Source organism: Actinoallomurus sp. NPDC050550 (assembly GCF_040655075.1).
Lineage (GTDB): Bacteria > Actinomycetota > Actinomycetes > Streptosporangiales > Streptosporangiaceae > Actinoallomurus.
The window spans coordinates 122,276-145,983 of sequence record NZ_JBFAJC010000008.1; the positions used below are offsets into that span (position 1 = coordinate 122,276).

Below are 23,708 nucleotides of genomic sequence, written 5' to 3' on the forward strand. Positions count from 1 at the left end.
ATCAAGATATGGCCGGTGTGTCGGCCGTCTTCCGTGCGATTCCGCCGATGTGCCACGTGCGCTCCGCTGCGGAGGGTGTTATCTGACCCTCTGGCTTCCAGGCCGGTATCCATGCCAGTCCCGGATGGGTGATGACGAAGTCGCCGAAGAAACTCGTTATTCGTTCCCTGGTGCGAGCCGTGGCCGAGGGAATTGCCTTACGGTAGGCATCCATGACGCCGTTCACCTTATCTGGGTAAAAGTCTGGACATGCGTGTGAGATGGCGAGGTAGCTGCCCGGTGCCAATGCGGCGCGGATCGTTTCCATGACCTCGTTCGGACGTTCGCTGTCGGATATGAACTGAAGTACCGGAGTCAGTAGTATCGCAACCGGCTCACGAAGGTCTATGAGGCGAATGAAATCCGGGTGGCTGAGGATTCCATCGGGATTTCTCAGATCCGCATTGATGACCTTTACTCGGTCGTTTTCGGTCAGCAGCGCCTGCCCATGGGCGATGACGATCGGGTCATTGTCAACATAAACCACTCGGGCCTTTGGGGCGATGCTTTGTGCGACTTGGTGGACGTTCTCGGCCGCAGGGAGTCCCACTCCGATATCGACGAACTGCTCGATGCCGAACTCGCGTGCGAGGTGGCGAACGACGCGTTGCGAGAAGCGGCGATTCTCGATGGTGATCCGCCGTATCGCCGGGTCGGCTTCGATGGCCTCGCGTGCGCATTCCCGGTCGACCTTGAAGTTGTCCTTGCCGTCCAGTAGATGGTCGATCACGCGGGCTATCGACGCCGTCGCGGCCGTCACCTGCGGATGGCTCGTCCGGATCGGCGGGTCGCCGTGCGAGAGTGTCGGCGAGACTGGATGCACTTGGACAGGATGTGATCGGGAGGGTTCCCCCGGCATCCGTACTCCTACCGAGTCCGGCACGGAACCACAGGCACGGAACCACGGGCCCGCCGGAGGCCGGTGTCGCCGGCGGAGGCCCGGCCCGGCTGGTTCTGCCGCAAGGCGTCGCCGTGATCACTACGATGGCATATTGATCTGACGTGGCCCCTGACAGGGTCGTGTGCGGCGGAGACCGGATGCGGGCGGTGTCGGTGGCGGAGCGGACCGAGAACAGATGGCGTGGCGGCTACGTTCCGGCCGAGCTGAACGGTTTCGTCGGGCGGCGGGAGTTGCTCTCAACGGCGAAGGCGAAACTGGCCGACCCCCGGGTGAGGCTTCTCTCCCTGACCGGCACCGGCGGAACGGGTAAGACGCGGCTCGCGATGCGGCTGGCGCACGAAGCACGCCGGTCCTATCGCGACGGTGTGTGGTGGGTGGACCTCGCCTCCCTTGTCGATCCGTCCTTGGTCGGCAGGGCGATCGTCGGCGCACTGCCCATCGACGACGTGTCGGCGCGCGAGTTCGGCGACGTCCTGATCACGGCGCTGGCCGACCGAGCGCTGCTGCTGATGCTGGACAATTGCGAGCACCTCATCGAGGCGATCGCACCTCTCGTGATCCGTCTCCTGCGCGGATGCCCTGACCTACGGATCGTGGCGACCAGCCGGGTCCCCCTGCGATGCGAGGGCGAGCACCTGCTGGACGTCCCACCGCTGAGCGTGCCCGCCGATCCCGAACACGCCGTGACGTCCGAGTACGAGGCCATGCGGCTCTTCGAAGCGAGGGCCTGCGCGGCACGGGCCGACTTCACGATCACGGCTGAGAACACCGCCGACGTGGCGCGCCTCGCCCGGCTGCTCGACGGCATCCCGCTGGCGATCGAGCTCGCGGCCCCTCTCGTCCGCGTGATGGGGCTCCCCGAGATCGTGTCGCTGTTGTCGACCTTCCGGTTCAGGACCACGGCGAAGGAGGTGGGTGCGCCGGCCCATCATCGGACCCTATGGGACAGCTTCGAGTGGAGCTACCAGCTGTGCTCGAAGGACGAGCAGCTGCTGTGGACGCGGCTGGCCGTGTTCGCCGGCAGCTTCACCGCGGCCGCCGCGGTGGCCGTCGCCTCGGATGACACGCTCGACGCCGCCCAGGTGCCGATGATCCTGCGGGAGCTGGTCGGCAAGAACATCGTCGTGGCCGAAACCGACTCGTCTCCCACGCGTTACACCATGCTCTCGACGGTGCGTGAGTACGGTCAGGCCCGGCTGTCGTCCCCGGAGAAGCACGAGCCCGTCTCCCCGCCGGATCGGCCCGTACCCGAGACCGGTGACGCCTCGGCGGCGTACCGCAGGCTCAGGACGCACTTCCTCCACCGTGCCGGCCACTTCGGCCGGGATTGGTACGGACCGGACGAGACTCGTTACCTGTGGGAGGCCGGCCAGGACCTGCCCAATTACCGGGCCGTCCTCGATCGGTGCGCCGTCGCAACGACGCTTGAGGAGGCCGCGGACGGAGCCAGGATCGCCGTCGCGTTGGCGACCCTTCGCCTGTGGTTCTTCGGCGGGTCGTTGGGCGAGGGATTGCGTGCCCTGCTGCGTGCTGATGAGGCTCTCGTGCGTAACGACGGACCGGATCCGCTCCGGCTGACCGTGCTCGCCAAGGCGGGCTGGATCGCGCTGTGCCTCGGGGACCAGGCCAACGCCGAGAACCTCCTGGACCGCTGCCGGGTTCTGGCGTCGCGGCTGACCGGTGGGGCTGAGGCGGACGGCGCGCTGGCCGGCTACGCCTTCTTCACCGGTGCGGCGGATCTGTTCGTCCTCGGTGCCCCCGCCGTACTCGAGCGGTTCGCCGAGGCGGCAGCCGATCTGGCCGCCGCGGACGATCCCGGTACCGTGCCGATGGCGGAGATGTTCCATGCCATCGCCGCCGCGTTCATGGCAGCCGAGGCGGACGCCCTGGCCATCACCGAACGCCACCTGGCCGATACCCGCGCCCACGGCGCACCGTGGTCGATCACCTGGGCGCAGTGGGCCCGCGCGGTGGCCGAGCTTCGTCACGGCGACCCGAAGACTTCCGTGGCGATGTTCCGATCCGCGTTGCGCGCGCAATGGGACATGGGTGATCGATGGGGGTCGACCTGGTGCGTGGAGTCGCTGGCCTGGGGCGCGGTCACCCGTGGCCATTTCGAGGAGGCCGCCCTGCTCCTCGGCGCGGCGCACAACATGCAGCACACGCTGGGGGTGACGATCAGCCGCCTGCAACCGTGGGCACGCGCGCATGCCGCGTGCGTTGATCAGGCGCGTGTGGCCCTCGGTGAGGCGTACCGCATCACCGAGGGATACGGCATGGAGATGGACGTCGACGCCGTCGTCGACCTGGCACTGGGCCAGCCCTCCGCTCCGCGGGCCGACGCGTCACCGCCGAGAGCCGTCACGCCGCTGCTCAGCGAGAAACAGCAGGCCGTGGCCGAGCTGATCGCCGACGGAAAGACCGACAAGCAGATCGCCTCGGCGCTGTTCCTCAGCCCGCGCACGGTTCAGTCGCATGTGAGCGCCATCCTCCGCAGGCTCGGGTTCACCAGCCGTACTGAGATCGCCAAATGGGTCGTCGAACGACAGCGCGAGCCGAGCGGCGGCCTCTGAGGATTCTCTGATTCCGCGCTGGTGGGATGGCACGCGTCCACGCCAGGGAATCGCCCGAGAATCGAGAGTCCATGACCCGTAACTGGAAGCGCCTGCTGCTCATCGGAGTGGCCGTCGCCGTCGTCCTCGTCGTCGGAGGGCCGTTCGTCTACATCCACTTCTTCCAGGACAAGGCGCCCGCACCGCTGACCGTCTCGGCCTCACCCCAGGCTGCCACGGGCGCGGCGGTGCCCGCCGACGGAACGTGGAAGGCCGCGTCGGGATCGCAGGCCGGATACCGGGTGAAGGAGGTGCTGTTCGGTCAGAACACCGAGGCGGTCGGGCGCACGAACGGCGTCACCGGCGACCTGACCATCGCCGGGACCAAGGCGACCAAAGGGTCCTTCACCGTGGACCTGACCACGGTGAAGAGCGACAAGGACCGGCGCGACCAGCAGTTCCAGGGGCGCATCATGGAGACCGCGAAGTACCCGAAGGCCACCTTCACCCTCACCGAGCCCATCGACCTCGGCAGCGTGCCCGCGGTCGGCGCGAAGATCAACGCGAAGGCGACCGGGAACCTCACGCTCAAGGCGGAGACCAGGAAGGTCACCTTCGACGTCGCCGCGTCCCGTACCGCGCCGGGAGCCTTCGACGTGAGCGGGTCGATCCCGGTGAAGTTCGCCGACTGGAAGATCGCCAACCCGAGCTTCGGCCCCATCCAGACGCAGGACAACGGTCAGGTGGAGTTCCTGCTCAAGTTCACGAAATGAACCGCCGGTCCGGTCATTTCTCGTCGACGAGCAGGTTGACGGCGAACCCGAGGAACGCGATCCCGCTGAGCTGCTCCATCCGGCGTCGGAAGGACGGCCGCCGGATCCGTTCGCTCAGCGCGTGCGCGGCGCCGGAGACCACCCAGTACCAGACCGCCAGCTCCGCCATGTCCACGGCGCTGAACAGCAGCGTGGTGCTGAACGTCGGCGCGCCGTGCGGGATGAACTGCGGGATCAGGCTCATGTAGAAGACGCCGGCCTTGGGATTGAGCAGGTTGGTGCCCATGCCGGAGCGGAAGGCGGTGAGCCATCCGGAGGGCAGGGCATCAGACGTGACCTGATCAGACGCCTCGCCGGGCGAGGGTGCGCTCCGCCTCCGGGACCGGACCAGGGCCGAGATGCCCAGCCAGGTCAGATAGCCGGCTCCGGCGATGCGCAAGACGTCGTAGGCGAGGTGTGAGGCGGTGAGCAGCGCGGTGAGTCCCGCGGCCGTCGCGACGCTCCACACCAGGCAGCCGGAGAGGATCCCGAGCGCGGCGGCCACACCGAAGCGCCGCCCTTGACCGGCGGAGGTGCGCACCACCAGCAGGGTGTCCAGACCAGGCGTGACGTTGATCAACGCGGCGACCCCGGCGAACGCCAACACGGCTGTGATCATGCTGGGGATGCTACTCGGCGAACAGGTCGGGGCCCTGCCGCGCGACGAGGTCCCGGCGGATGTACCACTCGGTGGCGAGCAGGCGTTCGCGCTCCTCGTCGGGCAGGCCCGCGAACATCGCGGGTCCTGCCCCGCGCTCGGCCTCCGACTCGTGCGCCTGGAACGCCTCCCACTTGCGGTCCGCCCAGGCCCGTACGTCGACCGTCGTGGTGACCTGCTCGTCGGGCGTTCCCGGCAGGACCTGACCGGGCTCGGGCGGAGCACCGAAGATCTTCTCCCACTCGGCGCGCACCACCGAGCGGGGAACGGTCACGAGGTACAGCGTCCGCGCCTGCCAGGGCTCGCCGGCCTCCGGGAACAGCTGCTCGTACGCCGCCGCCTCGACCGCGGCCAGGGTCACGCGGTGCGCCCGGACGTGGTCCGGGTGCCCGTAGCCGCCGAAGGCGTCATAGGTGACCACGACGTCCGGCCGGAACTCGCGAATGTGCCCGACCAGCCGCCCCACGGCCTCGTCGACGTCGGCCTCGACGAACCGCTCGTCTCCTCCCGACTCGTTCGCGCCGGCGTCGGAGTAGCCGAGCAGCCGAGGCTCTCCGGCGCCCAGAAGAGCCAGGGAACGCCGCAGCTCCTCGACGCGCCGCGTCCCCTCCACCCACGTGCAGGTCACGACCCCCGTACGGACGCCGGCGTCGGCGTAGCGCGCCAGCACCCCGCCGGTCCACAGCGCCTCGTCATCGGGATGCGCGTGCACGCACAGCAGACCGGTATCCGACACGATTTCCTCCCGCGATCGAGTGGATCATGATCGTAGGGGAGAGCCGGCCTGGTCCGCGGTCGCACCCGCCGTACGCCCTCCGGCGAACGCGCGTCGACCGAAGAACCGGGGCCCTAGACCATCGCCGCTATCGGCGGCGATCCCCGCCCGCGAGGATCGTCGCCATGACGGACAAGTCGTACGACCGGCCGGCGGGGTCGGTGCCCGATGCCGGAACGCACGCGCCGCCTCGCCGACGTGGGCGAGCGAACACTGCCGAGCACTCCCTCAGACGCCGCGTCGCTCCGGCCGTCGCGCTGTTCCTCCTCGCCCCGGCCATCGGGGAACTGCTCCTGGGCAATCAACGGCTCGGCGAGGCGGTCGCCGCCTTCCCCCTCCTCGGCCTCATGTACGGCGCCGGTGCCCTGCTCATCCGCGAGACCGCCCGGCGGGCCGGGCGCGGACCGACGACCATGCTCATCCTCGGCGTCGCGTACGGGCTCGTCGAGGAGGGACTGGCGGACCAGATGCTGTTCCACCGGTACTACGCCGGCAACGACGAGATGGGCGACACCTACATTCCGGCGCTCGGGATGGGCGGCTGGCTCACGATCGGCGTCCTCACCATGCACGCCGTGTGGAGCACCAACGTCGGCATCACGCTGATCGAGGCCCTCGTGCCCGAACGCGCCGAGAAGCCCTGGCTGGGCCGTACCGGGCTCGGCGTCACCGCCGCCCTCTTCGCCGTCGGCGCCGTCGTGACCACCTGGGGCAGCTACCAGGACGAGCGGTTCTTCGCCGCGCCCGCGCAGTTGCTCGGGACCGTGGCCGCCATCGTCGCACTGGTCGTGACGGCCTTCCGCCGGCGACCCGCGAGCGCGCTCCCCAGTGCCGCGCCGCCGCCGCTGGCCGTCGGGATCGTCGCCTTCGTCGCTTCCGGCGCGTTCATGATGACCGAGGGACTGCCGGGCTGGTGGAGCGTTGCGGCGGTGGCCGCACTGCTCATCGTCGCGATCGCCGTGATCGGCGGCCGATGGTCCCGGCAGCGGGGCTGGGGCCGGGCACATCGGCTCGCCCTCGCCTCGGGCGCCCTCCTGACCTACGCGTGGGTGGGCATCGGCATGCGCCCCGAGTCGGGCCCGAAAAGGGCCGCCGACTACGTCATGAACGCCGTCCTCGCCCTCGCCGCCGTCATCCTCGTAATCGCCGCCGGCCGACGGTCCCGCACCGCCCGCACGGCGGCCCCTCCCGTGGTCCAAGAGAACTGATGTGTCTTCGAACGGGGCTGTGGTGGCGTCCCAAGCCCGGGAGCGGTTCATCGCAGCGCGGGGTTGCGCATGACCGCGGTCGGCGTCGGGTCACCACTGGCTGATGAGCGGCGTGTCCGGTCCGTGCTGCCGCCAGGCTTCGGTGAGGCGGGCGAGGCGGGTGGGGGCGGCGATGCCGCGCACGGTTGCGATCTTGCCGCCTGTGATGTCGAACGTCACGGCGCCGATGACCTGGTCGCCGAGCACGAAGAGGATGGCGGGGGCGCCGTTGACGAGCGCGTAGTGGATGGTGGGCGTGCCGCCGGCAAATCGCCGTTTCGCGGGTGTGGGGTTGAAGCCGGCCCGTGCGACGGCGGCGATGCGCTGCGGAGTGTCGTACCGCAGAAGCGTCTCGGTCAGGCCGGCGCCGTCGGAGATCGCGGTCGCGTTATCGGTGAGCAGCGCCACCAGCGGTTCGGTCCGGCCCGAGGAGGCAGCGGCGAGGAATTCCTCGACGATCCTGCGGGCGGATGCCGGGTCGACTTCGCCGCCGCCGCCACGGCGGCGCGCGGCGGTGATGCGGCGCCGGGCCCGGTGGAGGTGCTGCTGGCTTGCGGACTCGGTGATGTCGAGGATTTCGGCGATCTCGGCGTGGGAGTAGGAGAACGCTTCGCGCAGGAGGTATACGGCCCGCTCGAGGGGTGACAGGCGCTCCATGAGAGTCAGCACGGCCAGGGAGACCGATTCGCGCTGCTCGAAAGTGTCGGCCGGGCCGAGCATCGGGTCGCCGTCGAGGAGCGGTTCGGGCAGCCATGCGCCGGCGGTGCGTTCGCGGCGGGCTTGTGCCGAGCGGAGCCGGTTGAGGCACAGGTTGGTGACGACCTTGGTCAGCCATGCTTCCGGCACCTTGATCCGTTGCCGGTCGGTGGCCTGCCAGTGCAGGAACGCATCCTGCACGGCGTCCTCGGCGTCGGTGGCGGAGCCCAGCAGCCGGTAGGCCAGTGAGGCCAGCCGGTTCCGGCTGGCCTCGAACCGGCTGGTGTCGAAGCGATCCGTGGCGGTGCTGTCCACGCGGACCACCCTATGAGGCGGCTACGCGAGCCTTCTCGGCGTACGCGACCGCCTTCTCGGCGGCCGCGTCCGGCGCGGCGGCCAGGCGGTGCTTGCGCTTGGGCATGCCGAGGGTCGGGTGCGAGGCGGCCCACCGCGAGAGCGAGACGAGGCCCGTCTTGAGCCGCGCGGACTTCCGGCCGCCCATGTACTTCGGCTTTGCTTGCCCCTCGTCGTCGATCATCTGCAGGATCGCGTCCCGCCGCCCGAGGGTGATGTGGTTGTACGTGTAGACCAGCTTGGTGTTCGCGATCTTGCGGCCGGTCAGGCGTCCCACGATCGCCTCGATAGCCTGCACGCCGGTGTAGCCGGCCGAGGCGCAGGACATCGGCAGCGGCCGGCCGTTGTCGCCGATGGCATAGGCGCTGTCGCCGATGGCGTAGACGTTCGGGTGCGAGACCGACCGCATGGTGCGGTCGACGACGATCTGACCGTTCTCGGTGACCTCCAGCCCGCCGGCGGCGGCGATGGGGTCGACCGCGAACCCGGCCGTCCACACGGTTGCGTCGGACACCAGGGCGGTGCCGTCGGCGCACAGCACCCGCGCCGCTTCGACGGCTTCGGCCTCGGTGTGCTCCCAGACGGTGACGCCCAGCCGGTCGCAGGCCCGGCGCAGGTGGCCGCGGGCCCCGGCAGAGAGCCGGGCACCCAGCTCGCCGCGGGCGACCAGCGCCACCGACAGGCCCGGCCGGGATTCGGCGATCTCGGTGGCGGTCTCGATGCCGGTCAACCCGTCGCCGACGACCACCACGTTCCCGGCTTCGCCCCGCCTGCCCAGGCTGTCCAGGCGCTCGCGCAGGCGCAGCGCCGAGGGCCTGGCGGCGACGTCGAAGGCGTGCTCGGCCACGCCGGGGACGGCGCGGTCGGCGCCATGGCTGCCGAGCGCGTAGACAAGCGTGTCGTAGCCGAGCTCGCCGCCGCCGTCGGCGTCGGCCACGGCGACGACCCGGCGCTCGGGGTCGACGGCGGTGACACGGGCCACACGCAGCCGTATCCCCGTGCCCGCGAAGACGTCCGCGAGCTTGGGAGCCTCGATCTCCCGGCCAGCCGCCAACTGGTGCAGCCGCACCCGCTCGACGAAGTCCGGCACAGCGTTGACCACGGTGATCTCGGTGTCCGCCGGAGACAGCCGGCGGGCCAGGTTCCCCGCCACGTAGGCCCCGGCATAGCCGGCGCCGAGGACGACGATGCGGTGCTTCATGTGTTCCTCCTGTCGGTTCGCTTGCTCTTGCGTGAGTTGAGCGGGACAGCGCCCCGATTGCTGACAGGAACTGCATGTGGCATGGGTCACAGAACGGCAGGAGCGCCGCCCAACGATGCTCGCGACGCCGAGGCGGCGCAGATGCAGGCCGAGCTGAACGAGGTGATCTGATACCGACCACCGTCGACATCGCGTCATGCTCGCCAAGCGGAAGATGTCCGTGGGCGAATTCGCCGAGCGCGTCGGCATCAGACCCGCCAACCTGGTAATACGAGCTGTAGGAGGAGGCCCCCGAGTAGGTCTGGAACGATCAGTCACGCCAAGCCAGCCCTGTTCGCGCTCCTTACCGTGACTTTCGTTCGCCTGCTACATCGAGTCCCACGCCGTCATCCAACCACCAGGTGTGCGCAGGTAGGTTGCGCACGCTTCTGGCGGCTGCAGCGCCCCACGACCTTGAGGTGGTCGAGGCGTTCGGCGTACGGACAGCGACTGAGGTCGCGGTTCCCGACGTCGTGGTCGGTGACGCGGATGTGCTGCTCGCAGGAACGGCCGCATTGCCGCCCGAACAGACTTACCTCGTGGCCGAGATCGTGAGTCCGGGCAACCGCCGCCGGGACTACCACGACAAGCCGCGGATCTACGCGGCGGCCGGAATCCCGACGTTTCTCCGGATCGAGCTGATCGGGGCGAACCCGCCGTACGTTGAGGTGCTGAGCCTGCGCGACGGTGTCTATGACAGCGTCGCGCACGCGGACGCGGGGCAGATCGTGAAGCTCGCCGAGCCGTTTCCGGTCGAGTTCGATCCGGCGCGGCTGCTCGGCCGTCGCCTCTGATCGGGTCACTGGGACGGGATCTGCCGGGACGCCAGGTCGCGGTAGGCGGTGTCGAGTGCGTTGATGAGATGGTCGAAGGTGGCGTCCAGGGACTCGGGGAGGCCGAAGCCGCCGGCCGCCTCGAGCGAGACGAGGCCGTGGCAGACCGTGCGCCACATGCGGATCGCGTGGATCAGGTCCGAGCCCTGCAGGCCGTACCCGCTCAGGGCCGCGGCGGCGACGGCGACGGCGTCGTCGCTCACGTGGGTGTACTCCTGATCGCCGGGTGTCGGGGCCTGGACGCTCGCGGCGTAGCGGCCCGGATGGGCGAGTGCGTAGCTCCGGTAGGCATTGGAGACGGCGCGCAGGCACTCCTGGCCCGTCAGCCCGACGGCGGCCCTGGTCAGGGTGTCGGTGAGTTCGCGGATGGCCAGGAGGGTGACGTCTCTCTTGACGGCTTCGAGCCCGCTGACGTGCTTGTACAGGCCGGGGAGGGAGACGCGGCACCGCTGGGCGACCGCGGCGAGGGTGAGCCGGTCCAGGCCCACCTCGTCGGCGACGGCCGCCGCTTCGGCGACGATGCGCTCGGGGGTGAGTCCAACGCGGGGCATGGTCACCGACCGTATCGCCCGAGCGCGATGCCGGCGCCGGTGATGAAGACCAGCAGCAGGATCAGGGCGGGGGCGGCGAGCAGGGCCAGGCTCTGCAGGAGGAACAGGTAGACGACGCCGCTGGCCGCGATGGAGACGGCGAGGGCGGCTCCCGTCCAGCGCAGCCAGCGGGGGAGCGCGCCCGACACGGCGGTGGCGGCGCCGACGACGGCCAGGGCGAGCATCTTGACCCCGTCGAGGCGGTCGCCAGCCTGGAACAGCAGGTGCGCGGTGCCGGGCGCGGTCGCCCGGGACAGCGCGAGGCCGAGCACGAACTGCACCAGCGAGATGACCGCGGCGACCACCCCGGCGACTCCGATGACCCGGGCGGCGGTGGCCGCGCCCGTACGGGAGACGGCCTTGGCCAGCAGTACCGAGACGATCGCCAGGCCCGCGGCGGGCAGTCCCTCGGTGAGGGTGAACTGGGTCGCCACGACGCCCCCGTGCCCCGCGATGGCGGAGACGATCTCGCTTCCCGACGCGTCGAGCTTCGGGCTCGGCGCTCCGACGGACAGCCCGGCGACCCAGGACAGCGCGTAGGCGACGCCGGTGACGGCGGGAACGGTGAGCAGGCGGGGCCGGGCGGGGGCGGTGGCCGAGACGTTCATTGCGTACTCCCTGGACGGTGCACTGGTTAATGCAACTAACTTCAAGTTAGTCGCATTAACTTTGCTCCGCAAGGGGCTTTCGCCGGCCGATCCCGCCGCCTACCGCAAGGGGATGTCGTGATCGCGTTCGTCGTCGCCGCGCGGGCCGAAGATCCGCCGCTCGTCCGCCGTGATCGGGACGTCGTTGATGCAGGCCTCGCGGCGGCGCATGTAGCCCTCCGCGTCGAACTCCCATTGCTCGTTGCCGTAGCTGCGCCACCACTGGCCGGAGGCGTCGCGGCACTCGTACTGGAAGCGGACCGCGATCCGGTCGTCGGTGAACGCCCAGAGGCTCTTGCGCAGGGCGTACTCCTGCTCGCGCTCCCACTTGCGGGTCAGGAACGCCACGATCTCGTCGTGGCCGGTGACGAACTCCGACCTGTTGCGCCAGACCGAGTCCGGCGTGTACGCGGCGGCGACCCGTTCGGGGTCCCGGGTGTTCCAGGCGTCCTCGGCGGCCTGGACCTTCTGTCGCGCGGTCTCCTCGGTGAACGGGGGTACGGGCGGACGGCTCATGATGTCTCCTCCTCTGGTCAGGCCGTGACGACCGGGAAGTCGATGTCGACCTCGATCGCCTTGTTGAAGTAGTTCGTCAGGACGTTCAGCGATCGATCAGCGGTAGGTCGCTCATGGGATTCCCCTCACTCCGAGCGTAGTTCTAACGGATGGATTGCCTCGGTCTCGTTAGAAGTGAAGCATGACGATCTAACGGATGCAAGTCGTTGGACGCGTTAGAGTTGTCGGAATGGTGGCCGTCGTCACGGTCGACCGTCGGTAGGAGGAGGTGCCGTGAGCGAGAATTTCGCGCTGATGCTGCCGGACGAGCCGGTGCCCGTGCGTCTCATGAACACGATCTGGGCCGACCGCGCCGGCGTGCACGACGCGCTCCGTACCGCGGACGAGCTGCGGGCGTGGCTGCGGGCGATCGGCGAAGACGCCGACGGCGACGCGTCGATCGACCGGCGGGACGTCGAGACGTTCCGTTCGCTCCGGGACGCTCTGCGACGCCTCGCCGCACTCCTCACCGAGGACTCCCGTCAGGCGGCGGCCTCTCCCACCGAAGACGTGGAGCAGGCCGTCGCCGACGTCAACCAGGCGGTCACCCGGGCCACAACGTGGCCTCAGCTCAGCATGCAAGACGGTCGTCTGCGACGCTGGTCGACCGGCACCGAGTCCGTGGTGGCGCGCTCGCTGTCGGCCATCGCCGAGGAGGCCGTCGACCTGTTCACCGGCCCGGACCAGGAACGCCTGCGCGCCTGCTACGCCCCCGGATGCGTCTTGTACTTCGTCAAGGACCACCCACGTCGCGAATGGTGCTCCACCGCCTGCGGCAACCGGGTGCGCGCGGCGCGGCACTACCGGCGCCACCGCTCCTGAGACGCCGCCGTCAGCCGCTCGCACAGTTCGAAGGCGGTCGCCGCCACTTCCGTACGGCCGCGCCCGCGTACGGCGATCCACACGTCTGCGAAGGGATCGTGGATGAATCCCCAGCGCGGGAACTCCCCGCGCAGACGGGCCAGCCACGGTGCCGCGTCGGTCCCGTGCGGGTCCGCTCGCGGGGCGAAGCACGCCTGATCGACGCGGGTCTCGGCCGCCGGCGGGTCGGTTCGTCGCCCTGGGGGCCGATCCCGAACGCCGCCGCCCGTCGGGCCCTGGAAGCCGGTGGACTCCATGTCATTCGTCTTCGACGCGGAGAACCTTCGCCATGAGATCGGCCGCGTACTCGATCTCCTCGGCGGCGCACATGTGCTCCGTTTCCAGCGGTGCGTCCCGCGTCGGACCCGTCCAGCACCAGTACCACTGGAGTGACCCGTCCTCGTACCCGCACAGCGCTACGTACTGTGACAGGCCGGGGTTCATGACCTTGCCGACCGGGTCGTCCGTCCGCGCCGCCGCAGCATTCCACGCCACCAGCGCCCCGGCGCCGATCCGTACGGTGAGGCCGCGTTCGGTCAGTGCCGCGCCCAGCTCGTCCAGCCGGGCCTTGACCTGCCGGGCCCGGTCCATGGACGTCTCGGCCTCCGGATCTTCTCCGTGCACCTATCCCGCCTTTCGATCACCTACTCCGACCGGCGAGATCGACATTTTCTATTTCGATCACTCCCGGTCGTGTCCGCCGTTGACTCATCGTTTCGGCCACTATCAGTAATCGGGTAGTGCGGCATCGCGATCGGCTATAGCCTGCGGCCGTGGAAGCGTGGAGCCTGGGTCAAGCCCTTAAATTGATCATGAAAAGCCGCGAGTTGACTCAGACGGAACTCGCCCGCGAGCTGGGCGTCTCCCAGGTCTGGGTCTCGCAGGTCTCGCGCGAACAGCGCGATACCGGGATCATTAAGGCAAGTCGGCTTCTAGCGCGCGTAGGCTGGGAGCTGCGCATAACGCCCATAGGGGAGGAAGACGATCCGGTGAAGCGGAGATCATTCATCGCCGCAGCGGCGTCCGTCACACTCGTGCCGTCGGTGAAAGCCAGTCCCTACAAAGATTCGGAATATGTGCGCGCTCTTGCGGCGCGGCTTAATCGCACTCGCTACGAGATAGGCGGTGTTCCGCTCGTTGCGACTGCTTCTCGGCATCTGACTAAGATCGCGGAAGCGATCAATCTGCGCGATCGGAATCTCCAAACGGCGGCCTCCGGCCTGGCGCGCTCCGCTTCGTTCGTGCTCTATGACGCTCGGCTTCTTGAGAGGGCCGATAACGCCGGGCGCCTGGCGCTGGTCCTGGCGCAGAGGTCAGATGACGTCGATGCCATCGCCCATTCATATGAGAGCCTGAGTCAGATCAGCACCTCTCGCGGCGATTACCGGCGCGCGGCCATGTATGCGCAGCGTGGTCTGGCTCTTCCGGAATTGACCAACGAGCGCAAGGCGCGGCTCAACATCAGGCTCGGGCTGAGCCTCGCGATGGCGCACGCGCACGGCAAGGAACGACGGTCGCGCCAACTACTCGATATCGCACGAGGCCTCGACGGTTTCTCTTGGGAGACGATGATGGCGATCGTAGGCAATTCCGGTGTCGCCCTCAGCCGCCTCGGTCGTCATGAAGAAGCGGCACGTTCCATGGACGAGGTGATGGATCTCGTCGAGGGCAGGCAGCTTTCTCGCGGCTTGTGGCTCGGTGAAAGCGTGCAGGCAGCGCTGCGTGCTGCCGATCCGCTCAAGGCGGCGGACCGAATGAGTGCCCTGGCGCACGTCGGCCCGCTGATCACCTCTTCCCACTTCGATCAGAAGGTGAACGAAATCATCGCGGGCTCCGCTCGATGGGCGAGCGTTCCGGAGATGCGGGACGCGCGTGAGCAACTGCGGGCCATCCAGCCTTCAGCGAAGGGCGCGCCCCGATGACGCCGAAAGAACTCTGATCTCGGGGTGTCATGAGATCGATCGGAGCCGGCCGTGGGGCGAGCGGCGGAGTTGGTCGATGGCCTGGACCGTTTGTTCGTCAGCGGGGAGGAAGACGACGAGTTGTTGGGCGTCCGTGGGGAGTTCGAGCGTCTCGCGGAGCAGCTGAAGCTCGTGCCCGGCTGGGTGGCTGAGCCGGAGAATTCCACGTCTCGGCACCACGTGGCGGTTCAGGCGGCGGGTGAAGTCGGGGCCGGCGACGGGGGTGAGCTCGGCGGTGAGCCACTCGAGGTTCTCGACGGATGGTGCGAGCCACAGATCGAAGGCCTGCTCGTCCGCGATGTCGTCCCAGTCGGTGAAGAACGTCCGGGCGCGGGCGTCGGTGAAGACGTAACGGGTGAGGTTCGGAGGGGCGGCGTCGAGCAGCCCGGTTCCGCTGGTGACCGACTCATAGCCGCTGGTGTGGGCGAGGACGTCGCCCAGCCGGTTCGTCACGATGGCGATGCCCGGTTCGAGGAGGCGGAGTGTCTTCAGTACGGACGGTCGCACCTGTCGGGGCGGTGGCGTGGGCCGGAAGTGGGCGGAGCATCTGTCGCCGGTGATCTTCGCTAGGTAGCGCAGGTGGTTACGCTCCGATAGGTCGAGGCTGAGCGCATCGGCGAGCGCGTTGATGACCGCTGTCGATGGATTGCGGTCGCGGCCCTGCTCGATGCGGGTCAGGTATTCAACGCTGATGCCGGCCCGCGCGGCGAGATCCAGGCGGCGTAGACCTGGTGACCGGCGATGGCCGCGGTCCGGCAGTCCCAGAGATTCCGGCTGGATACTGTCGCGCTTGGCTCGGACGAACTTCCCCAACGGCGTACCCACGCCGTGAGCGTACGGCGCTGCCCGCTGATCGAGCAGTGCCGAGGGTGGCCCCTTGGGGGCCAGTCTGAGCACGGCCTGGTTGTCGCGACGGTGCGGCTCGATCGTGGTGCGCATGGTGAACAGGTCGAGTCGGCGTTCCGGTCAGGTGTTGCTGGTGTGGGGGCTGCTGGTGGTGGCGGCGAACCTACGGGCGAGTTTGACCGGTGTCGGGCCGTTGTTGGATCGCGTGCAGGCCGATCTGAAGTTGGCCCCGGCCGTGGCGGGCCTGCTGAACACGCTGCCATTGCTGGCGTTCGCGGCACTGTCTCCGATGGTTCCGCGACTGGCCGGGCGGTGGGGACCCGAGCGGCTTCTCGGGGGTGCGCTCGTGGTGCTGACGCTGGGGATCGCGGTCCGGTGGGTACCGACGGCGCTTGCTCTGTTCGCGGGAACCGTGCTGATCGGAGCAGGAATCGCCGTGGGGAACGTGCTGCTGCCGAGCCTGATCAAGCGCGACTTCCCGACCAGAGTGGGACTGCTGACCAGCGCGTACGCCACTGTGATGGGGGGTGTCGCCGCGGTGGCCTCCGGGGTGGCGGTGCCGATCGGCCAGGTCGCCCCTGGCGGTTGGTACACCGCGTTGGGTGGCTGGATCGTGCTCGCGCTAGTGGCCATCGCGCTGTGGCTCCCACAGATGCGGACTCCGCGGCCGGCGCCGGAGGCGGTTCGCGGACACCGGTTGCCGTGGGGATCGGCGCTGGCGTGGGCGGTCACGGCGTTCATGGGACTGCAGTCGCTGGGCTTCTATGCCGTCGTCACGTGGTTGCCTCAGGTGTTCCAGGACAGTGGAGTAAGTGCGGCCGCCGCGGGATGGCTGCTGTTCCTGTTCCAGGCGGTCGCGGTGCTGACCAGCCTGGCGGTGCCCGCCGCGCTGCGGTGGGCACGTGACCAACGCGCGGTGGCGACGGTGAGCTCGGCGGTCGTACTCGCCGGCTACCTCGGGCTTCTGGTGACGCCGGGATGGGCGTTGCTGTGGAGTGTCGTCCTCGGGTTGGGTGGCGGAGCCTGTCTGGTGCTCGCGCTGGCCTTTTTCAGCCTGCGCGCCCAGGACGCAACCGTGGCGGGCGCGTTGTCAGCGATGGCGCAGTCGATCGGTTACCTGCTGGCCGCCGCGGGACCGGTGATTTTCGGGCTGCTGCACACCGTCAGTTCCGGCTGGCATGCATCGATCATTCTGATGTGCGTCGCTGCGGCCGGCCAGGCGATCGTCGCGATGATGGCCGGCCGGGGCACGGTGCGCACTGTGAGCTCGAAATGAAGGCGCGACCCGTACGGTCATCGCTCGGGTCGGTCTTTGGTCTTGGGGCGGGCGCGGAGGTGGGCGCGTTCGCCCTGGGTGCCGAACAGGCTGAGGAACTCCACCGGTTCGGGGCCGACCGCGCCGAACCAGTGCGGTACGCGGGTGTCGAACTCGGCGGCCTCACCCGGTGAGAGGACCAGGTCCTGGTCACCGAGGACGACCCGCAGCCGTCCGTTGAGGACGTAGAGCCAGTCGTAGCCCTCGTGGGTCCGCAGCTCGGGTTCCCGGCGGGAGCTGTCGGCAGGGATGATCAGCTTGTACGCCTGGATGCCCCCGGCTCGGCGGGTCAGCGGCAGCATGGTCATGCCGTGGCGGGTGACCGGGCGCAGGTGGACGCGCGGGTCTCCGGTCGGCGGGGCGTCGACGAGTTCGTCGAGCGTGACGCCGTACGCCTTGGCGAGGGGGAGCAGGAGCTCGAGGGTGGGCCGGCGGGCTCCGGATTCCAGCCGGGACAGGGTGCTCACCGAGATGCCGGTCGCCGCCGACAGGTCGGCCAGGGTGGTCTCGCGCTCCCGGCGCAGCGTACGCAGTCGGGGTCCGACTGCGGTGAGCGCCTGGTCGAGGTCGTCGTCCATGCCGTCAGTTTGCCATAACGGCAACGGGGTTTGCGGAAATCGCCGAGGGGGTTGCATCGTCGTTCCTGGAGGTGGTCATGGTGACCGATCGGCTGAGGGACGGCTATGACGTGGTGGTCGTCGGCGGTGGTGCCGCGGGACTGAGCGGGGCGCTGATGCTGGCCCGCTCACGGCGGTCGGTGGTGGTGATCGACGCGGGCTCCCCGCGCAACGCCCCCGCGGCGGGCGTGCACGGGTTCCTGTCGCGGGACGGGATCCCGCCGGCGGAGCTGTTGGAGCGCGGCCGGTCGGAGGTTCGCGGCTATGGCGGCCAGGTGGTGCCCGGCGAGGTCGAGACCGTGGTCCGCGAGGACGACGGGTTCGCGGTGACGCTGGCCGATGGCCGGACGGTCCGTGCGCGACGGCTGCTGGTCGCCACCGGGCTGGTCGACGAGCTGCCGGACATGCCGGGACTGCGCGCTCGCTGGGGGCGGGACGTCGTGCACTGCCCGTACTGCCACGGCTGGGAGGTCCGGGACCAGGCGATCGGCGTGCTGGCCACCGGGCCGATGTCGGTGCACCAGGCGATGATGTTCCGGCAGCTGAGCGACGATGTCACCTTCTTCTCCCACACCACGCCGCCGACCGCCGAGGAGGCGGAGCAGCTGGCCGCGCGCGGCATCGGCGTGGTGGACGGCGAGGTGGCCTCCCTGGAGATCGTCGACGACCGTCTTGTGGGAGTACGGCTGAGTGACGGCATGGTGGTCGCCCGCGAGGCGCTGGCGGTCGCGTCGCGGATGATGGCGCGCGCCGGCTTCCTGGCCGCGCTCGGACTACGGCCGGTGGAACACCCGATGGGGATCGGGGCGAACATCCCCGCCGACGCGACCGGTCGTACGGACGTGCCCGGTGTGTGGGTCGCGGGCAACGTCACCGACCCGGTCGCCCAGGTCGTTTCCTCCGCGGCGGAGGGTGCCGCCGCGGGGGCCCAGATCAACGCCGACCTGATCGCCGAGGAGACCCGCCGGGCGGTCGCCGCCCACCGGGACCCGTTCTCGGCGGAGAACGAAGCACGTCTCTGCGAACAGGCGGCAGGCGACCGCCGCCACGGCCTGTGAACCACGGGAGGGAACCCGGCGTGTCCGAGGAATTCGACCAGGAGTACTGGGAAGACCGTTATCGCGGCCGTACCGCGGTCTGGAGCGGGCGGCCCAACCCGCAGCTCGTGGCGGAGGCCAGGGATCTGACGCCCGGCACGGCACTGGACGCGGGCTGCGGCGAGGGAGCCGACGCCGTCTGGCTCGCCTCGCACGGCTGGCGGGTGACGGCGGTGGACTTCGCCACCACCGCGCTGAGACGAGCAGGAGAACACGCCGAAGCCCTCGGCGACGGCATCGCCGACCGGATCGACTGGGTACCGGCCGACCTGACCGCCTGGACCCCCAACGCGGAACACTTCGATCTGGTCTCCACCCACTACGTGCATGTGGCGGCGTCGCGCGCGGCGCTGTTCCGTCGGCTGGCGGCGGCGGTCGCGCCGGGCGGCACGCTGCTCATCGTCGGCCACCACCCGTCGGACCTGCGGACGATCCCGCGCCCCTTCGCACCAGAGCTGTTCTTCACGGCCGAGGAGGTCGCTGCCGACCTCGACCCCGACCGGTGGGACATCGTCGTCGCCGACGCGAGGCCCCGGCCGGCAGGCCATGACGGCCACGAGGTCACCATGCACGACGCCGTCCTTCGAGCCCACAGGCGTTGAGCGCGTCGCGACCGGGCCCGGACTCGCAGGTCTGCCGACCCGCGCCGGGCCCGGACACGGCACCAGGCCTTAGGGACGAAAACCGACGTCACCTTCGACAGCGCCGGGATCCCCCTCGCCGGCCACCTCTATCTCCCCCCGTTAAGGGTGTGTCTTACGTCGATTTCGGGTGATCTGGGGCGATGATCGTGAACCGTGCTGATGTCGGTTCTGGGGCTGCGGTTGGTGCCGAATGAGTTGTGGGCGTTGCGGGAGCCGCTGATCCCGCGGTATCCGGCCCGGCGGCAGGGTGGCGGTACGGCGCCGTTGGATGACCGGGCGGTGTTCACTGCGATCGTGTATGTGCTGACCAGCGGGTGTGCGTGGCGGCATCTGCCGGCCGAGTTCGGGGTCTCGCCCGCTACTGCGCACCGCCGGTTCAATGTTCTGGAGCCGAGAAGCCGTGTGGCAGCGGCTGCATCAGGCGGTGCTGGACGAGCTCGGCCGGCTGGGGATGGTCGACTGGAGTAGCGCGATCGTGGACGCCGCGAGCGTGAGGGCGAAAGGGGGGGGCTCGCTGACCGGACCGAATCCGGTCGACCGGACCAAGAAGGGCAGCAGACTCCACGTCGCCTCGGACGCGGCCGGGCTGCCGCTGGCGGTGCAGGTATCTGCGGCCAACACCCACGACAGCCGGCTACTCAAGCCGCTCGTCGAGGCGATCCCGCCCATCCGCGCGGCGCGGGCCGCGGCGGGCCCGCCCGGACAAGCTCTCCGAGATCAGATACTCGTAGGCCAACCGGAACAGCAGCGTCGGCGAGTCGTGCTTCATCGCCCGCGCTGGCAGGACTCGTCCAGCTCCTTCAACCCCAGCGAGCCCGCCGACCGTATATGGCGGTGTTGTTGCTTCGACCTGCGGCGTGAAGCCGCTTCCCGGGTGGCCTGGATCCCACGTCGGTGGATTCGACCGTATCTTGGGACAATGATTGCTTCCCTTCTGGCCTTCCTCGGCGTGTCGGCTCTGGTCATCGTGACGCCCGGACCCGACACGGCGGTGACGATCAGCGGCACGCTCGGCGGTGGTCGGCGGGGCGGGGTGGCCACGGCGCTGGGTGTCTTCTGCGGTCAGGCGCTGTGGACGCTCGCCACGAGCGCCGGCATCGCGGCGCTCCTCGTCGCCTCCGAACCGGCCTTCCTGACGGTGAAGTATCTCGGTGCGGCCTACCTGCTGTACCTGGGCCTGCACGCCATCTGTTCGGCGGCGCGGCACCGTCCGGCCGACCCGGCGGCGGCAGGCGGGCCGGCTCCGCGGCGCGGGGCGCTGGCCTATTACGGTCGTGGCCTGCTCAGCGACCTGGGAAACCCGAAGATGGCGGTGTTCTTCACCAGTCTGCTGCCGCAGTTCGGCACCCACTTCGCCGCGCTGACAACGCTGGGCCTGGTCTTCTGCGCAATGACGTTCCTCTGGCTCACGTGCTACGCGGTGGCCATCGCCAAGATGGGCGACCTGCTGCGCCGCTCACCGGTCCGGCGCGCCCTCGACGCGGTGACCGGCACGGTTCTCGTCGCCCTTGGAATCCGGCTCGCGACCGAACAGCGTTGAAGGCGTGGAGCAGGACGCTCTACTGTGACCCGTGCCGGAAGTCCGGTTACGACCGGTCGATGATGTCCAGATTTTGACGGGCTTCTGCGTCGCTGGTCTCCAGGGAGGCGTTCAGGCCGCCGCGCCGGCCGGGGTCGCGTCGTCTCTCAGATAGGTTCCGTACCCCTCGACCACCAGCGGGCCGTCAAAGATCAGCACCTCGTTGACCAGGCCGCCCTTCTGATTGCGGTAGTTGATGACCAGGCAATCGACGCCGACGTAGGAGTTGAGGACCTCGAACCTCAGGTCTGGGATCCGCCGCAGCCCCTCCATCCAGTAGGCGCGCAGCGCCGCCTTGCCCCGGATAATCCCATCGCCACCGATGAGCTGCGCTGCGACCGGCGAACGGAACGTCACGTGCTGCGCGAAGTGGGCCAGCAAGGCGTCCAAGTCATGGGCATTCCACGCCGCCACCCAGTTGTCCACGAATTCCCGCGCCGCACCGTGATCCATGCGCACGATTATGGCTGACCCGCACAGCGTCGGTAACGGCGCCCCGGACAGGCCACGCCTCCCGGCTGATCACCCAAAAACCACGTAGGACACGCTCTAAGTCGGCAGACCCGATTCGCGGAACCGTTGGTCGTGCAACTGCTGGTGGGATTGCGCCAGCGGCCGGCCGGCGAGCCGGGCGGTGACGCCGGCGTTGAAGTTGGGGCATTGCGTGACGTCCTCGTGGGGGCAGCGCAGCCCGTGCCTGATGGCCTCGCGGGCGGCCTGCGCCCTGGCGATCTGCTCGTCGAGTTCCGTGAGCTTGCGCTGCGCGAGCGCTCTCCAGCCGGGCGTGTCGGCGCGCGACGCCATGAGGGCCTTCTGCTCGGCGAGGGTGAACCCCGCGTCGCTGTAGAGCAGGATCGTGCCGACAACCCGGGCGGCCGACTCGGGGTAGCGGCGCTGCCCCGAGACCCTGGCCGGCGTGGGTAGCAGGCCGAGTTCCTCGTAGTAGCGCAGGGCCGAGGTGGCGACTCCCGTGCGGCGGGCCAGCTCGCCGATGGTGAGCAGGCCGCCGGGCGTGTCGACTTCAGGCGGACGTGAAGTCGCCGACTGCCGGCCATGGGAACGCGACATGAGAGAAGCATGCCACGGGCGGTGAAGCGGGCAGTGACCACCGCTGTCGGGTACGGGGTCGGGCGCGCCGGGATCGCCGCGGTGCGTGCCCTGGGCCGCGAGAGGTCGCCGCCGAAGGAGAGTCGGTCGACGATGGCGGCGCAGAGGCGATGCGCCCGCCGCGCGCGGCGGGCTCGCGTCAGCCGATCTGTTCGGCAAGGGCGACGATGATGCCCGCGGGGCCGCGGAGGTAGCAGAGCCGGAAGATGCTCTCGTACTGCGCCACCTCGCCGAGGAGTTCGGCGCCGTGGGCGCGCAGGCGGGCGATGGTGTCGTCGATGTCGTCGACGGCGAACATGACGCGGTGCAGGCCCAGCGTGTTGGGCGGCGGGTTCTCCGGCTCGGCGCCGATCGCCGCCGGGGCGTGGTACTTCGTCAGCTCCAGTTTGCTGTGACCGTCCGGGGTCCGCATCATCGCGATGTCGCTCCGGACGCCGTCGAGTCCGACGGTTTGGTCCGCAAAAAGGCCTTCGATCTGCCCCTTGCCTTCCAGTTCCATGCCGAGCTCGGTGAAGAACGCGACGGCCGCGTCCAGGTCGTCGACGACGATGGCGACGTTGTCCATCCGCTGAATGGTCATGTCTCCGGAGGATAGAGAACGCGGCTTCTGAGCGGGACGCCTTCGTGCCGGGCGCCGATGACCACGCCGATCAGTACCGCCGTCTCGTCGCCGTCGTTGCGGCAGCTGTGCGCGACACCGTTCAGGATGATCCAGTCTCCGGGGCGGAGCCGTACCTCGGCTTCGTCGAGGACCCAGACGGACTCACCGGAGACCTGCATGAGGCAGTCCATCGACGCGGTCGCGTGCATCGCCGAGGAGCCCGGGATGTCGCCGTGGGCACCCGGAGGGTTGGGATCGGGGACGAACGGGTGGGAAGCGTCGGCGGCCTGACGCATCAGCTCGGCGGCCCTGACGGGATCGCGGCCGAGCAGGTCGTCGGGGTCGAAGCGGGGTGGCAGGGTGAACGCGGTGATGTGGAAACCACCCGGCCGGGGAAGGAGCGGGCCGGCGAACGGCGGCGGGGTGCCGTCGTTCGGGAGCGTGACCGTGGCGTCGGCGGCCCAGATGGACCACTTCTCCCCGGCGTCCGGGGCGAATGGCTCGACGTACTCGTCGCTGACGACGACGCCGGTACCGCTGTGGCCGTGTCCGGTGACGACTCTGCGGATCTTCACGATTCCTCCTGGAGGATGTCGAGGGCCTGGGCGACCAGTTCGTGCGGGGCGCCCTGCCCGCCGCTCTCGGCCCAGCGGATCAGGGCGGTCGTCACGGCGGCCAGGCAGGAGCCGGCGACGACTCGCAGTCGGAACTCGTCGTGCCGGCCGTCGCTCAGGGCTTCGACGATGACCGTCTGGGTCAGGTACTCGTTGTCGAGCCACCGTGCGCGCAGGGCAGGGGTCGCGAGTCCGAGCCTCAGCCGGGCGAGCATCATCTCGAGGTCGGCCAGCGAGGCCTGCGCCAGACTCTCGACCAGCGTGTCGCCGATGCGCCGTATCAGTGGCCGATCGGCGGGCGTCGCCTTGATGCGCGCCGCGAGGACGGGGTCGAACTCGTCGGTGAGGACGAGGTCCTCCTTGGTCGGGAAGTGACGGAAGACGGTCATCGACGAGACACCTGCCGCCTCGGCCACGTCGGCGACGGTGGTGTTGTCGTAGCCGTGCTCCAGAAACAGCCGCATGGCGTGCTCGCGGATCTCCTGCCGAACGAGTGCCTTGCGGCGTTCCCGAAGGTTCCCTTCCATGTGTTAGAGACTAACAACTTGTTAGCCTCTAACAAAAGCG

27 protein-coding genes and 2 pseudogenes are annotated in these 23,708 nt (G+C 69.3%); 12 read left to right on the top strand and 17 right to left on the bottom strand.

Annotated features, from left to right (window positions below):
• Window position 1: 1 nt before the first annotated feature.
• On the bottom strand, window positions 2–862 hold the full coding sequence (locus AB0I04_RS13860) for an SAM-dependent methyltransferase (RefSeq protein WP_360883446.1): 861 nt from the start codon (window positions 860–862) through the stop codon (window positions 2–4).
• 179 nt (window positions 863–1,041) lie between these two features.
• Between AB0I04_RS13860 and AB0I04_RS13865 the strand changes: the two genes are divergently transcribed.
• Complete coding sequence (locus AB0I04_RS13865) at window positions 1,042–3,513, top strand: LuxR C-terminal-related transcriptional regulator (RefSeq protein WP_360883449.1); 2,472 nt, start codon at window positions 1,042–1,044, stop codon at window positions 3,511–3,513.
• 71 nt (window positions 3,514–3,584) lie between these two features.
• Complete coding sequence (locus AB0I04_RS13870; RefSeq protein WP_360883452.1) at window positions 3,585–4,265, top strand: YceI family protein; 681 nt, start codon at window positions 3,585–3,587, stop codon at window positions 4,263–4,265.
• Window positions 4,266–4,278: 13 nt separating this feature from the next.
• Here the strand turns inward: AB0I04_RS13870 and AB0I04_RS13875 are convergent, their stop codons facing one another.
• Both AB0I04_RS13875 and AB0I04_RS13880 read right to left on the bottom strand, forming a co-directional pair.
• Window positions 4,279–4,923, bottom strand: coding sequence for a LysE family translocator (locus AB0I04_RS13875; protein ID WP_360883455.1), 645 nt, complete (start codon window positions 4,921–4,923; stop codon window positions 4,279–4,281).
• 10 nt (window positions 4,924–4,933) lie between these two features.
• The gene (locus AB0I04_RS13880; RefSeq protein ID WP_360883458.1) at window positions 4,934–5,698 is read right to left on the bottom strand and encodes a PIG-L family deacetylase; all 765 of its coding nucleotides are present in this window, start codon (window positions 5,696–5,698) and stop codon (window positions 4,934–4,936) included.
• Between the two features lie 164 nt (window positions 5,699–5,862).
• Here AB0I04_RS13880 and AB0I04_RS13885 point away from each other — a divergent pair, with 164 nt between their 5' ends.
• The gene (locus AB0I04_RS13885) at window positions 5,863–6,945 is read left to right on the top strand and encodes a hypothetical protein (RefSeq protein ID WP_360883461.1); all 1,083 of its coding nucleotides are present in this window, start codon (window positions 5,863–5,865) and stop codon (window positions 6,943–6,945) included.
• Between the two features lie 90 nt (window positions 6,946–7,035).
• Here the strand turns inward: AB0I04_RS13885 and AB0I04_RS13890 are convergent, their stop codons facing one another.
• Both AB0I04_RS13890 and AB0I04_RS13895 read right to left on the bottom strand, forming a co-directional pair.
• A complete protein-coding gene (locus tag AB0I04_RS13890) occupies window positions 7,036–7,995 on the bottom strand; it encodes a sigma-70 family RNA polymerase sigma factor (protein WP_360883464.1) in 960 nt (319 codons plus the stop codon).
• Window positions 7,996–8,005: 10 nt separating this feature from the next.
• Window positions 8,006–9,235, bottom strand: a complete 1,230-nt coding sequence (locus AB0I04_RS13895; protein WP_360883467.1) for an FAD-dependent oxidoreductase — start codon at window positions 9,233–9,235, stop codon at window positions 8,006–8,008.
• A 386-nt stretch (window positions 9,236–9,621) separates the two neighbouring features.
• Between AB0I04_RS13895 and AB0I04_RS13900 the strand changes: the two are divergent.
• A pseudogene (locus AB0I04_RS13900) lies at window positions 9,622–10,068 on the top strand (Uma2 family endonuclease); the annotation flags it as partial.
• 5 nt (window positions 10,069–10,073) lie between these two features.
• Here the strand turns inward: AB0I04_RS13900 and AB0I04_RS13905 are convergent.
• From AB0I04_RS13905 to AB0I04_RS13915, 3 genes are all read right to left on the bottom strand, one after another.
• Window positions 10,074–10,658: a TetR-like C-terminal domain-containing protein gene (locus AB0I04_RS13905; RefSeq protein ID WP_360883470.1), complete on the bottom strand. Its 585-nt coding sequence runs from the start codon at window positions 10,656–10,658 to the stop codon at window positions 10,074–10,076.
• Window positions 10,659–10,660: 2 nt separating this feature from the next.
• The gene (locus AB0I04_RS13910) at window positions 10,661–11,305 is read right to left on the bottom strand and encodes a hypothetical protein (protein WP_360883473.1); all 645 of its coding nucleotides are present in this window, start codon (window positions 11,303–11,305) and stop codon (window positions 10,661–10,663) included.
• A 99-nt stretch (window positions 11,306–11,404) separates the two neighbouring features.
• Window positions 11,405–11,860 (bottom strand): nuclear transport factor 2 family protein, encoded by a 456-nt coding sequence (locus AB0I04_RS13915; RefSeq protein ID WP_360883476.1) that lies wholly within the window; start codon window positions 11,858–11,860, stop codon window positions 11,405–11,407.
• A gap of 273 nt (window positions 11,861–12,133) precedes the next feature.
• Here AB0I04_RS13915 and AB0I04_RS13920 point away from each other — a divergent pair, with 273 nt between their 5' ends.
• Complete coding sequence (locus tag AB0I04_RS13920; RefSeq protein WP_360883478.1) at window positions 12,134–12,721, top strand: CGNR zinc finger domain-containing protein; 588 nt, start codon at window positions 12,134–12,136, stop codon at window positions 12,719–12,721.
• Here AB0I04_RS13920 and AB0I04_RS13925 read toward each other — a convergent pair.
• Together AB0I04_RS13925 and AB0I04_RS13930 are read right to left on the bottom strand one after the other, a co-directional pair.
• Window positions 12,700–13,017 (bottom strand): hypothetical protein, encoded by a 318-nt coding sequence (locus tag AB0I04_RS13925; RefSeq protein WP_360883481.1) that lies wholly within the window; start codon window positions 13,015–13,017, stop codon window positions 12,700–12,702. The two genes, AB0I04_RS13920 and AB0I04_RS13925, sit on opposite strands and share 22 nt — an antisense overlap.
• Window position 13,018: 1 nt before the next feature.
• A complete protein-coding gene (locus AB0I04_RS13930; protein WP_360883484.1) occupies window positions 13,019–13,384 on the bottom strand; it encodes a hypothetical protein in 366 nt (121 codons plus the stop codon).
• 149 nt (window positions 13,385–13,533) lie between these two features.
• Here AB0I04_RS13930 and AB0I04_RS13935 point away from each other — a divergent pair, with 149 nt between their 5' ends.
• Complete coding sequence (locus AB0I04_RS13935) at window positions 13,534–14,682, top strand: helix-turn-helix transcriptional regulator (RefSeq protein ID WP_360883487.1); 1,149 nt, start codon at window positions 13,534–13,536, stop codon at window positions 14,680–14,682.
• 27 nt (window positions 14,683–14,709) lie between these two features.
• Here the strand turns inward: AB0I04_RS13935 and AB0I04_RS13940 are convergent, their stop codons facing one another.
• Window positions 14,710–15,660, bottom strand: coding sequence for a helix-turn-helix transcriptional regulator (locus AB0I04_RS13940; protein ID WP_360883490.1), 951 nt, complete (start codon window positions 15,658–15,660; stop codon window positions 14,710–14,712).
• 40 nt (window positions 15,661–15,700) lie between these two features.
• Here AB0I04_RS13940 and AB0I04_RS13945 point away from each other — a divergent pair, with 40 nt between their 5' ends.
• Window positions 15,701–16,843 (top strand): MFS transporter, encoded by a 1,143-nt coding sequence (locus AB0I04_RS13945; RefSeq protein WP_360883493.1) that lies wholly within the window; start codon window positions 15,701–15,703, stop codon window positions 16,841–16,843.
• 17 nt (window positions 16,844–16,860) lie between these two features.
• Here AB0I04_RS13945 and AB0I04_RS13950 read toward each other — a convergent pair whose 3' ends face one another.
• Window positions 16,861–17,460, bottom strand: coding sequence for an XRE family transcriptional regulator (locus tag AB0I04_RS13950; protein WP_360883496.1), 600 nt, complete (start codon window positions 17,458–17,460; stop codon window positions 16,861–16,863).
• Window positions 17,461–17,537: 77 nt separating this feature from the next.
• On the opposite strand from AB0I04_RS13950, the gene AB0I04_RS13955 reads away from it, so the two are divergent.
• The 5 genes and pseudogenes from AB0I04_RS13955 to AB0I04_RS13975 all read left to right on the top strand — a co-directional run bounded on the left by AB0I04_RS13955 (window position 17,538) and on the right by AB0I04_RS13975 (window position 20,780).
• Window positions 17,538–18,557 (top strand): NAD(P)/FAD-dependent oxidoreductase, encoded by a 1,020-nt coding sequence (locus AB0I04_RS13955; RefSeq protein ID WP_360883499.1) that lies wholly within the window; start codon window positions 17,538–17,540, stop codon window positions 18,555–18,557.
• A gap of 20 nt (window positions 18,558–18,577) precedes the next feature.
• Window positions 18,578–19,198 carry a class I SAM-dependent methyltransferase gene (locus AB0I04_RS13960; RefSeq protein ID WP_360883502.1) on the top strand — a complete coding sequence of 207 codons (621 nt, stop codon included), beginning with the start codon at window positions 18,578–18,580 and terminating at the stop codon, window positions 19,196–19,198.
• A 201-nt stretch (window positions 19,199–19,399) separates the two neighbouring features.
• A complete protein-coding gene (locus AB0I04_RS13965) occupies window positions 19,400–19,708 on the top strand; it encodes a transposase (protein ID WP_360883878.1) in 309 nt (102 codons plus the stop codon).
• Window positions 19,692–19,955, top strand: a pseudogene (locus AB0I04_RS13970) (transposase); the annotation flags it as partial. The gene AB0I04_RS13965 and the pseudogene AB0I04_RS13970, both read left to right, overlap by 17 nt.
• A 204-nt stretch (window positions 19,956–20,159) precedes the next feature.
• Window positions 20,160–20,780 carry a LysE family translocator gene (locus tag AB0I04_RS13975; RefSeq protein ID WP_360883881.1) on the top strand — a complete coding sequence of 207 codons (621 nt, stop codon included), beginning with the start codon at window positions 20,160–20,162 and terminating at the stop codon, window positions 20,778–20,780.
• 111 nt (window positions 20,781–20,891) lie between these two features.
• On the opposite strand, the gene AB0I04_RS13980 is transcribed toward AB0I04_RS13975, so the two are convergent.
• The 5 genes from AB0I04_RS13980 to AB0I04_RS14000 form a co-directional block, all read right to left on the bottom strand.
• On the bottom strand, window positions 20,892–21,272 hold the full coding sequence (locus AB0I04_RS13980) for a nuclear transport factor 2 family protein (protein ID WP_360883505.1): 381 nt from the start codon (window positions 21,270–21,272) through the stop codon (window positions 20,892–20,894).
• A gap of 96 nt (window positions 21,273–21,368) precedes the next feature.
• Window positions 21,369–21,887: a MerR family DNA-binding transcriptional regulator gene (locus AB0I04_RS13985; RefSeq protein ID WP_360883507.1), complete on the bottom strand. Its 519-nt coding sequence runs from the start codon at window positions 21,885–21,887 to the stop codon at window positions 21,369–21,371.
• A gap of 178 nt (window positions 21,888–22,065) precedes the next feature.
• The gene (locus AB0I04_RS13990) at window positions 22,066–22,491 is read right to left on the bottom strand and encodes a VOC family protein (protein ID WP_360883884.1); all 426 of its coding nucleotides are present in this window, start codon (window positions 22,489–22,491) and stop codon (window positions 22,066–22,068) included.
• An 11-nt stretch (window positions 22,492–22,502) separates the two neighbouring features.
• On the bottom strand, window positions 22,503–23,102 hold the full coding sequence (locus AB0I04_RS13995) for a hypothetical protein (RefSeq protein WP_360883510.1): 600 nt from the start codon (window positions 23,100–23,102) through the stop codon (window positions 22,503–22,505).
• Window positions 23,099–23,668, bottom strand: coding sequence for a TetR family transcriptional regulator (locus tag AB0I04_RS14000; protein WP_360883513.1), 570 nt, complete (start codon window positions 23,666–23,668; stop codon window positions 23,099–23,101). The genes AB0I04_RS13995 and AB0I04_RS14000 overlap by 4 nt, the downstream gene beginning before the upstream one ends.
• Window positions 23,669–23,708 lie beyond the last annotated feature (40 nt).